The following is a 12,921-nucleotide window of genomic DNA, read 5'->3' as shown; positions in this document are numbered from 1 at the left end:
AATGAAGAATGTAATGAAAACAAAAACTGGGAAAATTTTGCTTGGGGTACTTTACTTGCTGATTATCGTCTTTGGGTGTGTTTTCTTCAATCAAGCGTCCAAAAGCGACCAAGCGAGTAATGCTACTTCCAATAGTTCGACAGTTGTAAAAGAGTCTCAAACAAGCAAAGCAACAGGAAAAACAACGAGTTCCTCTGAGAAAAAAAGCTCGAGCAGCACGCAAGCAAGTAAGAAAGCAACGAGTCAATCCACAGCGGGAAAAACAGAAGAAGTTGTTCAATTCTCGGAAAATGTTGTCAACCATGGTGCAAACGATGAACAAGGAAGTCAAGTGCAAAGTCAAGGAGGCAGTAAAACTGCTAGTACTCCGAACAATTCGACACCTACTTCCTCCTCAAATACTAAGCCAAAACCTGTTAATCCAGAAGATGTAGAGGTTGATACAAAAGAAACTTACCGAGCAACCGTGAGTATTCGAGTGGATACGATTTTGAAAAACATGGACAAACTTGACCCAGAGAAAAAAAGTATTATCCCAAACAACGGGGTAATATTACCAAAAATGGAAGTCGAGTTTTCCAAAAATGAGAGTGCTTTTGAAGTGCTTCAACGAGTGACAAAAGAAAAAGGAATACATTTAGAGGCGACCTTTACTCCTGGTTACAATAGTGCCTACATCGAGGGAATTGCCAATATTTATGAATTTGACTGCGGTCCACTGTCTGGTTGGTTATACAAAGTCAATAATTGGTTTCCAAACTACGGTTCTAGTCGCTATGTGTTGCAAAATGGCGATGTTGTAGAATGGCTCTACACGTGCGATTTAGGAAAAGATGTCGGTTCCCCTCAGTAAATGGCTAAAAATTTAAGAGATAGGGAAATATTTCGCAAACGCGGGATATTTCCCAGCTCTTAGTAGCAAGGAGAGAAGTATGAACAACAATCAAAAAATAGATGAATTTTCAAGACGAAATCCTATCGTAACCCTTTTCTTTTTTGTGATAACTCTTACCATGACGCTTTGGATTTTGCACCCGCTTGGTGTTTTTCTCTCTTTAGCAATGGCATTTCTTTACTTGAGTTCTTTGCAAGGAATAAGAAAAGTGTTGAAAAAAAGTGCTTTTCTCTTACCCGTAGTATTCGTGGCAATTCTTATCAATCCCTTATTTTCTCACGCAGGGACAACGATTTTGTGGTATTTTCCCAATGGCAACCCGCTCACCTTAGAGTCCATTCTTTACGGACTTTACACGGGTGGAATGCTTTTAGCCGTAATGCTCTGGTTTGGTTGTTTTCACCAGATTATGACAACGGATAAATTTGTCTATTTATTTGGCAAAATTACTCCGTCACTTTCCTTATTGCTTTCCATGAGTTTGAGATTTATCCCGAGATTTATTGCTCAGCTAAAGGAGATTACCGTAGCACAAAAAAGTATTGGCGTAGAAATTACAATAGGAAATGTGCGAAATCGTATGAAAAATATGGTTAAGATTGTCTCTGTTTTGATTACTTGGTCGCTAGAAAATGCGATAGATACGGCTGATAGTATGAAATCAAGAGGCTACGGCGTTGGAAAAAGAACAAGTTTTCACATTTTTGAAATTGAACAGCGAGATAAATTTTGTCTTTTATTGCTAAGTGGACTGCTCGTCTATTCCATTCTTAACATTGTGATGAATGTCTTTTATTTTCGCTATTTCCCGATGTTACAAGTCGGTGTTTTCAATGTCAAATCGACATTTGGGTGGTTTGGGTACGGTTGCCTTTTAGGGTTTCCATTGTTATTAAATTTACAGGAGGCGTATGTATGGCGACAGAAGAAAGCTATATCGAAATAAAAGATTTTTCCTTTACTTATCCTGAAAGTTCCAAACGTGTGCTAAAGGATATTCGGTTGAGTGTGAAAAAGGGGGATTTTCTGCTTTTGATGGGCAATTCTGGAAGTGGGAAAACGACACTTTTAAGACAATTAAAGCCAGCAATTGCTCCTCATGGTACGAAAATGGGCAGTGTTTTGATTGCAGGTGAGCAAGTGCAGGAGATGAGTGCAAGAGAGCAGGCGGAAAAAATTGGGTTTGTCATGCAAATTCCAGAAAATCAAATTGTGACGGATAAAACTTGGCACGAACTTGCATTTTCAATGGAAAATTTAGGTTTTCATCCGAGTAAAATTCGTTCGAGAGTTGCAGAAATGGCATCATTTTTCGGCATACAAGAATGGTTTCACAAAGATGTGAGCGAACTTTCTGGTGGACAAAAGCAAAAATTAGCCTTAGCATCTATTATGACATTAAACCCAGATATTTTGTTACTTGATGAACCAACCAGTCAGCTAGATCCGATTGCTGCCAATGAATTTTTAAGAATGGTTGAAAAAATTCACAAAGAGCTTGGCGTGACCGTTATCATGATTGAACATCGTTTGGAAGAAGTTCTTCCAATGGTCAATAAAATTGCCGTCCTAGAAAATGGGGAAATGCAAGCAGTATCACCAAAAAGGGAGTTGCTAAAAACATTAAAAGAAAAAAATAGCAAACTTTTTTGGAGCTTGCCTGCAAGTGTGCAAGCATGGTGGGCAACGAACACAAATTCTTCCCCTCCGATAAGTATTCAAGAGGGAAAAAAATGGTTCAACACGCTTTCGATTCGTCAGCAAATTTCTACGGAAAAGGAAAAAACGCACAGGCAAGGAAACGCACTTTCTGTAAAAAATCTTTGGTTTCGCTACGAACAGCATACAGAGGATATTTTAAGAGGAGTGGATTTATCTGTTGAAAAAGGGACGATTACAGCGATTGTCGGTGGCAACGGAACTGGAAAATCAACATTTCTCTCGGTTTTGTCAGGAGTATACCCTGCTAGTCGAGGCGAGATAACATTTTTTGAGCAAGCAACAAACGGCAAACGTATCGCCACACTTCCGCAAAATCCACGTAGTTTATTTACACAAAAAACGGTGCTTGCAGAGCTTTCGGAAATGGGTGAGAACTCAAGTGTTTCGTTTCAAAAACAAGTAGAGCAAATGGTGCGATTATGTGATTTGCAAAGTATTTTAGACAATCATCCGTTTGACTTATCAGGTGGAGAACAGCAAAGAGTTGCCCTTGCAAAATTGTTGCTTTTGCAACCAACCGTTTTACTACTAGACGAGCCAACCAAAGCGTTTGACGGAGGGTTTAAAAAAGTATTTGCTACTATTTTAGAAAAGCTGAAACTTCAAGGAATTACTATTTTAATGGTTTCACATGATTTGGAGTTTGTCGCTGAAATTGCAAACAATTGTGCGTTATTTTTTGACGGGAAAATTGTCTCAAGTGAAGAAACCGCACGTTTTTTCAGTGAAAATCAATTTTACACGACATCAGCAAATTTAATTGCCAGAGAAAAATTGCCAACAGCCATTACAGCCAGAGAAATTGTGACTTCGTTAGGCGAAGAATATCCAGTGTTTGATACAACTCTCGCAAACGAGTGGGAGCTAGAGGCGAATGCTTTTGATTTACCTGAAAAAGTTGAAGGGGAAAAATGGTCGAATAAACGAAGTGGTTTGCTTGCATTTTCCTTAGTTCTTTTTATGTTGACAAGTTTTTATGTGAGCCGCAATTTTGACGGCTTGAAAACTTTCCTTTCAGGCGGTGCAGGGGCAAATTTAATGGCAAGTGACAAAGGAATGTTGATGAAATACGGAGGAATTTTATTTTCATATATTGCTTCGATGTTAGCATTTTTTACAACTGTTGTAGGAAAAAAAGAAAGAAAAGAAGTTTTACCCCCACTTTTAGATAAAAAAGAAGGAATCGGGAAATATTCTACACTATTTTTTATTATAACGCTTGTCCTTACCGTTTTTCTAGGAGCAAGAATCCTTGACGTTAGAAATTATGCTCTTGTTTCCAATTTAGCGTTATTAGAGGTGTTTTTGTTTTCATTTTTAAGTTTTGAGCGAAAAAAAATTATTGCTCGAAAACTCGTGATGATTGCGGTGTTGATTTCTATTGCCGTAGCAAGCAGAGTGGCATTTTTCATGCTCCCTCAATTTAAACCAATGCTTGCAATTGTGATACTTTCAGGGATTGCACTTGGCGGAGAAGTTGGCTTTATCACTGGAGCAATGAGTGCGATTGTGAGCAATATTTTCTTCGGTCAAGGTCCATGGACTGCTTGGCAAATGCTCTCATTTGCCCTTATCGGCTGGCTTGCAGGTTGGTTGCACCAAAGAAAAATTCTCTCAGCCACTCCATTATCATTGGCTATATTTGGCGGTTTATCCGCACTATTCCTTTATGGTGTGATAATGAATATATCAAACGTACTTATTATGCAAGCGATGATAACCAAAGAAATGCTTATCGCCTCCCTCTTGCAAGGTTTACCATTTGACCTAGTACACGCACTTGCTACAACATTTTTCCTATATGTAGGATCGGATGGAATGTTAGAAAAAATTCATCGTACTCGGAAAAAATATGGAATTTAAATAGTATATTTTTTCAAAGCATCTACAACGGAGTAGGTGCTTTTGTACGGAAAAATTATATTAAGGGTGCCTTCAAAAACTTACGTTTATCCCAAATTTGCTAGTTTTGGCTTAATCAGAGTTATTGGAAGTATCTTTAACAGAATATATTCTACTTCCAGCCACCAAAGTTTGAAAGAATAAAAGAAATATGATAACATTTTCTTTAGCACCTAGTGAGTAATAGGTGAATAACAAATAATGAGGTGGATAATTTATGAACGGTGACCCCGAAAGTCAGTCGATTCTAGTACAAATCTTGATATTGCTGCTTTTGACAGCATTGAACGCATTCTTTTCTGCGAGTGAAATGGCAATGATTTCATTGAATAAAAACCGTATTACGCAAAAAGCAGAGGAAGAAGATGACAAGAAAAGTAAAAAAATCTTAAAAATTTTGGAAGACCCCAATAAATTTTTATCAACAATTCAAGTTGGGATTACAGTAATTAATATTTTAGCAGGGGCAAGCCTTGCGGATACACTTGCTGGGAAACTTTCTGCAGTTTTAGGTGGAGGAGCGACGGCGAAAAATATCGCAACGATTCTTGTTTTAGCATTTTTGACGTATTTTTCCATTGTGTTTGGTGAACTTTACCCCAAACGCATTGCGTTAAACTTAAACGAAAAGATTGCAGGAATTTCTGTTACGCCAATTAAAGCGTTTGGTACGGTATTAAGTCCGTTTGTTTGGCTCTTATCTGCAAGTACCAATTTGCTCTCACGTATCACACCAATGGAATTTGATGATGAAACAAGCAAAATGACACGTGACGAAATGGCATTTATGCTGACAAATGAAGGAACGCTTGAAGAAACAGAAGTAGAAATGCTACAAGGTGTGTTTTCGCTTGATGACAAAGTTGCACGTGAAGTAATGGTGCCACGAACGGATGCTTTCATGATTGATATTGAAAACAATTTACATGAAAACATTCAAAAAGTGCTAGGCGAAAGATTTTCACGTGTTCCTGTATATGAAGACGACAAAGACAAAATCATTGGGATTTTGCATACTAAAACACTTTTAACCAACGGTTATTATAAAGGTTGGGATAACGTCAATCTTCGTGAAATTTTACAAGAACCACTTTTCGTGCCAGAAACCATTTTCATTGACGATTTATTGACCGAATTAAAACGGACGCAAAATCAAATGGCTATTTTACTTGACGAATATAGTGGCGTGGCAGGTCTTGTGACATTAGAGGACTTGCTTGAGGAAATTGTCGGTGAAATTGATGATGAAACCGATGAAAAAGAAGTGCTATTTAGCCAAATCGGTAAGAATGAATACATTATTCAAGGTCGTATGCTCATTGATGAGTTCAACGAGGAATTTGATACCAATTTAGAAATGGACGATGTCGATACGATGGCAGGCTATTTTTTGACTGCTGTTGGAACTATTCCAGACGAGCATGAGGAAATTAGCTATGATGTCGATAACGACCACGACCATTTAACTCTCCACAAAGAAAAAATGGAGGGAACAAGAGTTTCCGAACTACGTGTGCTGTTTCGTGAAATTGAACCACTTGTTGTTGAGGAAAGTGAGGAAAGCGGTGGGGAATAGTTTCATGCTATTCCTTGAACATTCCCCGTTTTTCTTATGCTGTCAAAGTATGTGAATACCCATATAGACACCCCTAATAATTCCGTTTAAGTTTCTGAGGAAACACATCAAAGAAAAGCGGGAAAAAACTATCTAATTTGGTATTAAGCGGAGTTTTAAGAGTACACAAGAAAAAAGAGCAAGGAAGCCACTAACAACCTTCCTTACTCTTTTTATTTGGTAAATTTCTTATTACAAAGCTTTTTTGTAGTTTTCATTCACCACATCCCAGTTCACCAAGTTCCAAAAAGCAGCGATGTAGTCTGGACGGACGTTTTTATATTTCAAGTAATAAGCGTGTTCCCAAACATCTAGTCCAAGAACAGGAGTTTGACCGTTAGTAAGTGGTGAGTCTTGGTTGGCAGTAGAAGTGATTTTCAACTCTCCATTGTCAACGACAAGCCAAGCCCAGCCGCTACCAAAGCGACCTGTTGCAGCAAGTTTGAAATCTTCTTTCATAGACTCGAAACTACCAAATGTTTTTTCAATCGCTTCAGCAATTTCACCTGTTGGATTTCCGCCACCGTTTCCGCTTAAAATTTCCCAGAAGAAACTGTGATTTGCGTGTCCACCACCGTTATTTTGCACGGCAATCTTAATGTCAGCTGGCACATTTTCAAGGTCAGCAACAAGTTCTTCGACCTTTTTGTTAAATAACTCTGGATATTTTTCTACCGCAGCGTTTAAATTTGCAACATATGTTGCATGATGTTTGTCATGGTGCAAGTGCATTGTTTCCACATCAAAGTGTGGTTCAAGTGCATCATAGGCATATGGTAAATCTGGTAAAGTATAGCTCATTGAGAATCCCTCCAAAAAAAATTATTCGTAAATGCTTACAGTGAATATTGTAGACCGAATGAGCCAAAAAGAGAAGTAATCTGCTTGAAAGATAAAAGTTCATTGGGAAATTATCGGAAACCATAAGAAAAGAGTGGGAATACTATTTTTTTAAGGGCACCTCTAAAAACTCCGCTTAAGACTAAATTAGCTAGTTTTTCGATTATCGAGGAAATCGACGAAAGCTATGTGGTTCATAGGTTGAGGAGATTGACGAAGAAAATCGGAAAACTAGCAATTTAGGATAAGTGCGAGTTTTTAGAGGTGCCCTTAAATGTTAAATGAACAATTTAAGGAGAAGAAATAATCTTGAAACCAAAAAAAGAATAGACATTGATTTACTTGAGTGGTTATTTTGATTAAAATGAAGAGAGTAGAAAAGATGAGAAGGATGAATTTAGATGAAAAGCATACGTTATAAGAGCGTTTTTGATATTATTGGGCCTGTTATGGTTGGACCGAGTAGTTCGCATACGGCAGGTGCTGCGAGAATTGGCAAAATTGTTCGCTCTATTTTTGGTGAGGCACCTGAAAAAGTGGATATTCATCTGTACGAAAGTTTTGCGAAAACATATCGTGGGCATGGAACGGATATTGCGATTGTTGGCGGACTTTTAGGTATGAATCCAGATGACAACAGGCTGTCACAATCGCTAAAATTGGCTTACGAGGAAGGAATTGAGGTAGCGTTTATTCCGCATAAGGAAGATAGAGCAGAACATCCGAATACAGCACGCATTGTCCTTGAAAAAGGCGAGAAGAAGATGAGTGCAACAGGCATTTCAATTGGTGGCGGGAATATTCAAGTGACAGAATTGAATGGTTTTGACATTTCACTTTCTATGGGAACGCCAACGTTTATTATCGTTCACCAAGACGTTCCCGGTATGATTGCGAAAGTGACCAATATTTTGAGTGCAAATGAAATCAATATTGCCCAAATGAATGTGACGAGAGCCTCAAAAGGTGATAAGGCGATTATGATTATTGAAGTGGATTCACCAAGAGTAGAAGATGTTTGTCAGGAAATTAAGGATATACCACATTTGCACAATGTGAGTTTTTTCCATTAAAAATAAAATTCTGCATTTAGTTTCAAGAATGTGGATGTAAAGTGAGGATAAAATGTTTTATTCAATTCAGGATATAATTGAACAAGCGAAAAAGTATAATGATTCAGTAGCAGAGTTGATGATTGCGACAGAGGAAGAATTAACAGGTCGCAGTCGGAAAAAAATTCTTCAGCTTATGGAAAGAAATCTGGAAGTGATGATTTCATCGGTTGAGGAAGGAATTAAAGGTGTGAAATCTGTAACAAAAATTACAGGTGGAGATGCTAAGCGTATGAATGATTACATTGACAGTGGCAACTTTTTAAGTGGTGAAGTGATTTTAAAAGCGGTCAGAAATGGGATTGCGGTCAACGAAGTCAACGCAAAAATGGGGTTGATTTGTGCGACACCGACAGCTGGTTCAGCAGGTTGTGTGCCAGCTGTTTTGCTTGCAGCAAGCGAAAAGTTGAATTTGACGCATGAGCAGCAGTTGGATTTCTTGTTTACAGCAGGAGCATTTGGTTTGGTAATGGCAAATAATGCCTCAATTAGCGGTGCAGAAGGAGGTTGCCAAGCAGAAGTAGGGTCAGCCAGTGCAATGGCAGCAGCAGCACTTGTAATGGCAAATGGCGGTACGCCAGAAATTGCAGCGAACGCAGTTGCTATTACGCTGAAAAATATGATGGGCTTGATTTGTGACCCCGTAGCAGGACTTGTCGAAGTACCTTGCGTAAAACGCAATGCTCTCGGTGCCTCACAAGCATTTATTTCAGCCGATATGGCACTTGCAGGGATTCAATCAGTCATCCCAGCCGATGAGGTTATTATTTGTATGTATCAAGTAGGACGGGCAATGCCAAGTATTTTTAAAGAAACTGCTGAAGGAGGACTCGCACAAACTCCAACAGGAAAAATGATTGGTAATCGAATTTTTGGGGAGAAAGAGAGTGTATAAAGGCACCTCTAAAAAGTAAAGAGATTGTGATAAAACTAGAAAAATCGTAGAAATTCCATTTTCTCAATGGTTGATTTTCTGCGATTTTTCTAGTTTAATTAGGCTAGATTTTGAATTTTTCCTAGCCGTTTTTTATTCATGTAATTTTTTTAATAATTTCTCTAGCTCTTTAAATTTCTTTAAAGAAATGTAAGCATAACTTCCGTCCTCAAAAATAGCGATTTTGTTTTTCTTATCGAGTGTTACTATATTTTCAATGTTGATAACAAAGGAACGATTGCTCTGGAAAAGTCGTTTATCTTTGTTCAAAAGGTTTTTAATTGTCTCTCGAAAGCGGTATTCTCCATTTCTAGTTTTCAAGTTTAAATAATGCTCTACTTCGCTTGTTTCAAAGAAGAAAATATCATCAAATCTTACATGGATACTATTATGAGAGTTTTGAAGAAAAAAAAGATTCTTGTGCAATCGTTCTTTTACAATTTTCTGCAACAATTTTTAAATTTTTAGAAATAGCATGTTGCAATTTTTCTCTCTCATGCACTTTTACAATGAAATCAAGAGCAGAAACACTGTAAGAATAGCTTTTCCACATATAATTTGGGAAAGAGCTAATAAAAACAATGGAACAATACCTATCTTTTTTTCTAATCTCTCGTGCAACTTCCAAACCAGCAAGGTCATTTCCATTGATTTGAATGTCTAAAAAATAAATTTGATGCTCTCCAACTTCTTGTGCCACATTCAATAACTCCTCTGGCTTGGAGGTCGAAAAAACTTTTTCGTAATGATAATGCTCTTCTTTTCCAATGCTCTTAATAATATGAACGAGCTGTCTTCGCTGAAGAAAGTCGTCTTCTAATATAAAAATATTCATGCTTATAATGTCTCCCTAAAATATAAAAAGAGTCGCACGCACAAAAAAACACTACCCACAATCAGAGTAGTATTTATTAGTTTTTTTGTCAAATGAAGATGAGCAACCAAGAATTTTTGAGCGATTTTAATTTTTTAGCAAATAAAACGCATGAGGGTAACCTAAAAAAGTTACCTTCATGCGTTTTTTCAAATGAAATACTCTGAAAAGTTTTCGTGTAATCTTTCGAGTAGATCGTCCACGTTGTTTAAATGTTTTTTCACAAAGTCGTCGATTTTTTCGATTTCTTTGTTTTTAATAATCTCAAGAAGTTCTTCATGCTCGTCAATGCGTTTTTCGATTGCGTTGCCAAGCATAATATCTAATTTTCTTGCTCGGTTAAATGGACTGCTTAGTTTTTGTAGCTTAAACCATGTTTCTTCCTTGCCGACTGCTTTATAAATTGCTTGGTGGAAGGAATTGTCCAAAGAGAATAAGGAATCAAATTCATCATGTAAAGAAAGCAGGGTTTTTTGTGCGTTAAGAATTTGAGAAACAGCTGCAAAATCTTCCTCGCTAAATTGTTCACAAGCTAAACGGATAATTTCAGCTTCAATTACTTTCCGCATAAATACTACGGTTTTTACAGAGTCTGTTTCAATTTTTGTAACATAAGTCCCCACCTTAGGTCGCACTTCAATGAGGGATTCGCTCTCAAGTAAAATCAAGGCTTCTCGAATCGGTGTGCGACTCAAATTTAATTCCTCAGAGATTGCAACTTCGCTAATGCGTTCATTTGGACGCAAATAAAATTCAACAATGCTCTCTTGGATGGTGCGGTAAACAAAGTCACGGCTAGACTCTGTTGCATATTTAAACGTGTGTTTTAACATAGGAACTCCTTTCAATTTTTAAAATGTTATATACTAAAAGGAAAGTAAAATCTCTCCCTTTTTTATAGATGGAAAAGGTAAAAAAACTAAGTGTAAGACTGCTCGTTAGGAAATAAAATGTGAAATAAGCATCAATCTTTTTTCCGATAGTTGTCGAGCAAGACATTCTTTATTCGTTGTTGCAACAAGAAAAACTCAAAAGGCATGAAATGTTACAAGAGGAAAAAGAATACTATAACATATATAATAGCAAAAAATACAGTTATATCAAGCGATAAAAATAAATTTAAAAAAAATATTGAAAAACGCTTGCATTAATTTTCGACATAGTGTAATATACAACGTAGAGGTTAGGTGAGGAATTGGTGAAAAAGTGTAGAAAAAATGCGGTTTCATCATCGAAACATATAAGAATTGAAAATGAGCAATTTGGGATAAGCGTAAAGTGATTAACGTAATGGAGTAGAAACTTTTTGTTACAAATGCAACGCACAAAAATCCCAAGTGCATGATTTTGAACAAGAGAAAGGAGCAGTGCCAAATGGTACAAATTACAGATAATTGGGGAGTTGAGTTTTTAGAAAACCAGCGTGCATTTGAGAAAGCGAACATTCGCTTGCCTCAATTTGACGAGAAAAAAATGCGGGAAGAAACGAAGAAAAATCCTCAGTGGGTGCATTTTGGAGGAGGCAATCTTTATCGTTGTCTTCATGCGAAAGTTGCACAAGATTTATTAAACAAAGGGGAAATGAATACAGGTATTATAGTTGCAGACACATTTGGTCGTACGTTGATTAATAATGTCTACAACAAATTAGACAATCGAAGTTTAAACGTCGTGATGAAATCAGATGGAAGCGTAGAAAAAGAATTGATTGCTTCAACTGCAGAAGCATACTATCTTTCTTCAGAAGTTTCACAATCTGTTGAGCGAATGGTCGATGTATTTAAGCAAAACTCTTTGCAACTTGTGACGGTGACGATTACGGAAAAAGGTTATACGGTAAAAGATATAGAGGGTAATCTTACTCCGCAAGCGAAAGCTGATATTGAAAATGGTGCAAATTTTGCAGAGTTGAGTACTTCTATGGCAATTTATGCCTACTTGCTCTATCAGCGTTATCTTAACGGTGGTGTGCCGATTGCGATGGTTTCAACGGATAATTTTTCTCATAACGGCGAACGCTTTAAGGAAAATCTTTTAGTGATTGCAAAAGGTTGGGAGGAAAATGGAAAAGTTGAAAATGGATTTGTTGCATGGCTATCAGATGATACGAAAGTTGCGTTTCCATTTAGTATGATTGATCGAATTACTCCTTTACCTAGCACTACTATTGCGACAGAGTTGGCAAAAGATGGAATTGAAGGAATGGAATTTGAGGAGGGTGCAGCATTTGCACCGTTTGTTAATACAGAAGAGACAAGTTATTTAGTGATTGAGGACAATTTCCCGAATGGTCGTCCGCCACTTGAAAAAGCAGGCATTTATATGACGGATAGGGAAACGGTAAACAATGCTGATTTGATGAAAGTTTGTTCTTGTCTCAATCCATTGCATACCTCTCTTGCGATATTTGGTTGCCTGTTTGGTTATGACAGAATTTACAAGGAAATGCAAGACGAAGATTTACGAAAATTGGTTGAAAAATTGGGGTATGACGAAGGGTTACCTGTTGTAGTCAATCCGAAAATCATCAATCCAAAAGCGTTCATTGACGAAGTGATCAATCTTCGTTTGGTCAATCCGAACATTCCAGATTCACCGCAAAGAATTGCAACAGATACTTCGCAAAAAGTGGGGATCCGCTATGGCGAAACGATTAAAGCATATATGGAAAGTGACGAACACGATATAAGCGAATTACGCTTTATTCCGCTGACGATTGCAGCATGGCTTCGTTATTTGCTTGAGCTAGATGACAACGGAGAATATTTTGGCGTTTCACCAGATCCGTTGTTGAAAGAATTATTTGGCTATCTAAGAATAGTGGACTTAGGCAATCTCTTTGAACCGAAAGATATTTTATATCCGATTTTAAGTAATGAACGTATTTTCGGAGTGGACTTATACGAGGCAGGGATAGCAGAGAAAATTCATGAATATTTCGTTCGCATGACTCGTGATGTCGGGAGTGTTCGTAAAACTTTACAAGAAGAATTAAAAGAATAGAAATCGAAAGGAATGATGATAACA

General features: G+C 37.4%; 11 protein-coding genes. 7 read left to right on the top strand and 4 right to left on the bottom strand.

Annotated elements, in window-relative coordinates:
• Positions 1–13: 13 nt before the first annotated feature.
• The 4 genes from B5D30_RS00540 (at position 14) to B5D30_RS00525 (ending at position 6,095) form a co-directional block, all read left to right on the top strand.
• Positions 14–853, top strand: a complete 840-nt coding sequence (locus B5D30_RS00540; protein ID WP_234984583.1) for a DUF4430 domain-containing protein — start codon at positions 14–16, stop codon at positions 851–853.
• 79 nt (positions 854–932) lie between these two features.
• A complete protein-coding gene (locus B5D30_RS00535) occupies positions 933–1,841 on the top strand; it encodes an energy-coupling factor transporter transmembrane component T (RefSeq protein WP_078806068.1) in 909 nt (302 codons plus the stop codon).
• Positions 1,811–4,480 (top strand): ATP-binding cassette domain-containing protein, encoded by a 2,670-nt coding sequence (locus B5D30_RS00530; RefSeq protein ID WP_078806067.1) that lies wholly within the window; start codon positions 1,811–1,813, stop codon positions 4,478–4,480. Before B5D30_RS00535 ends, B5D30_RS00530 begins: the two co-directional genes overlap by 31 nt.
• Before the next feature lie 256 nt (positions 4,481–4,736).
• Positions 4,737–6,095 carry a hemolysin family protein gene (locus tag B5D30_RS00525; protein ID WP_078806066.1) on the top strand — a complete coding sequence of 453 codons (1,359 nt, stop codon included), beginning with the start codon at positions 4,737–4,739 and terminating at the stop codon, positions 6,093–6,095.
• A 231-nt stretch (positions 6,096–6,326) separates the two neighbouring features.
• Here the strand turns inward: B5D30_RS00525 and B5D30_RS00520 are convergent, their stop codons facing one another.
• A complete protein-coding gene (locus B5D30_RS00520) occupies positions 6,327–6,935 on the bottom strand; it encodes a superoxide dismutase (protein WP_078806065.1) in 609 nt (202 codons plus the stop codon).
• A 440-nt stretch (positions 6,936–7,375) separates the two neighbouring features.
• Here B5D30_RS00520 and sdaAB point away from each other — a divergent pair, with 440 nt between their 5' ends.
• Positions 7,376–8,047, top strand: coding sequence for an L-serine ammonia-lyase, iron-sulfur-dependent subunit beta (sdaAB, locus tag B5D30_RS00515; protein ID WP_078806064.1), 672 nt, complete (start codon positions 7,376–7,378; stop codon positions 8,045–8,047).
• Between the two features lie 52 nt (positions 8,048–8,099).
• On the top strand, positions 8,100–8,981 hold the full coding sequence (gene sdaAA / locus B5D30_RS00510) for an L-serine ammonia-lyase, iron-sulfur-dependent, subunit alpha (RefSeq protein ID WP_078806063.1): 882 nt from the start codon (positions 8,100–8,102) through the stop codon (positions 8,979–8,981).
• 132 nt (positions 8,982–9,113) lie between these two features.
• Here the strand turns inward: sdaAA and B5D30_RS00505 are convergent, their stop codons facing one another.
• The 3 genes from B5D30_RS00505 to B5D30_RS00495 all read right to left on the bottom strand — a co-directional run bounded on the left by B5D30_RS00505 (position 9,114) and on the right by B5D30_RS00495 (position 10,727).
• Entirely contained in the window at positions 9,114–9,446 is a 333-nt protein-coding gene (locus tag B5D30_RS00505; protein ID WP_159443147.1) for a LytTR family DNA-binding domain-containing protein, read from the bottom strand.
• Positions 9,409–9,855, bottom strand: a complete 447-nt coding sequence (locus B5D30_RS00500; RefSeq protein WP_078806061.1) for a response regulator — start codon at positions 9,853–9,855, stop codon at positions 9,409–9,411. Before B5D30_RS00500 ends, B5D30_RS00505 begins: the two co-directional genes overlap by 38 nt.
• Positions 9,856–10,043: 188 nt before the next feature.
• Positions 10,044–10,727 carry a GntR family transcriptional regulator gene (locus tag B5D30_RS00495; protein ID WP_078806060.1) on the bottom strand — a complete coding sequence of 228 codons (684 nt, stop codon included), beginning with the start codon at positions 10,725–10,727 and terminating at the stop codon, positions 10,044–10,046.
• A 541-nt stretch (positions 10,728–11,268) separates the two neighbouring features.
• On the opposite strand from B5D30_RS00495, the gene B5D30_RS00490 reads away from it, so the two are divergent.
• Positions 11,269–12,897 carry a mannitol dehydrogenase family protein gene (locus tag B5D30_RS00490; RefSeq protein WP_078806059.1) on the top strand — a complete coding sequence of 543 codons (1,629 nt, stop codon included), beginning with the start codon at positions 11,269–11,271 and terminating at the stop codon, positions 12,895–12,897.
• Positions 12,898–12,921 lie beyond the last annotated feature (24 nt).

The sequence above is a fragment of the Pilibacter termitis genome, from assembly GCF_900167335.1.
Taxonomy (GTDB): Bacteria; Bacillota; Bacilli; order Lactobacillales; family Streptococcaceae; genus Pilibacter; species Pilibacter termitis.
This window is presented reverse-complemented; position numbering and strand designations above follow the sequence as displayed.

What these genes read in the sequence shown, in the direction of transcription:
- B5D30_RS00535 (WP_078806068.1), top strand. Translation starts at nt 933, where the DNA reads ATGAACAACAATCAAAAAATAGATGAATTTTCAAGACGAAATCCTATC.
- B5D30_RS00490 (WP_078806059.1), top strand. Translation starts at nt 11,269, where the DNA reads ATGGTACAAATTACAGATAATTGGGGAGTTGAGTTTTTAGAAAACCAG.
- B5D30_RS00520 (WP_078806065.1), bottom strand. Translation starts at nt 6,935, where the DNA reads ATGAGCTATACTTTACCAGATTTACCATATGCCTATGATGCACTTGAA.
- sdaAA (WP_078806063.1), top strand. Translation starts at nt 8,100, where the DNA reads ATGTTTTATTCAATTCAGGATATAATTGAACAAGCGAAAAAGTATAAT.
- B5D30_RS00495 (WP_078806060.1), bottom strand. Translation starts at nt 10,727, where the DNA reads ATGTTAAAACACACGTTTAAATATGCAACAGAGTCTAGCCGTGACTTT.
- sdaAB (WP_078806064.1), top strand. Translation starts at nt 7,376, where the DNA reads ATGAAAAGCATACGTTATAAGAGCGTTTTTGATATTATTGGGCCTGTT.
- B5D30_RS00525 (WP_078806066.1), top strand. Translation starts at nt 4,737, where the DNA reads ATGAACGGTGACCCCGAAAGTCAGTCGATTCTAGTACAAATCTTGATA.
- B5D30_RS00530 (WP_078806067.1), top strand. Translation starts at nt 1,811, where the DNA reads ATGGCGACAGAAGAAAGCTATATCGAAATAAAAGATTTTTCCTTTACT.
- B5D30_RS00500 (WP_078806061.1), bottom strand. Translation starts at nt 9,855, where the DNA reads ATGAATATTTTTATATTAGAAGACGACTTTCTTCAGCGAAGACAGCTC.
- B5D30_RS00540 (WP_234984583.1), top strand. Translation starts at nt 14, where the DNA reads ATGAAAACAAAAACTGGGAAAATTTTGCTTGGGGTACTTTACTTGCTG.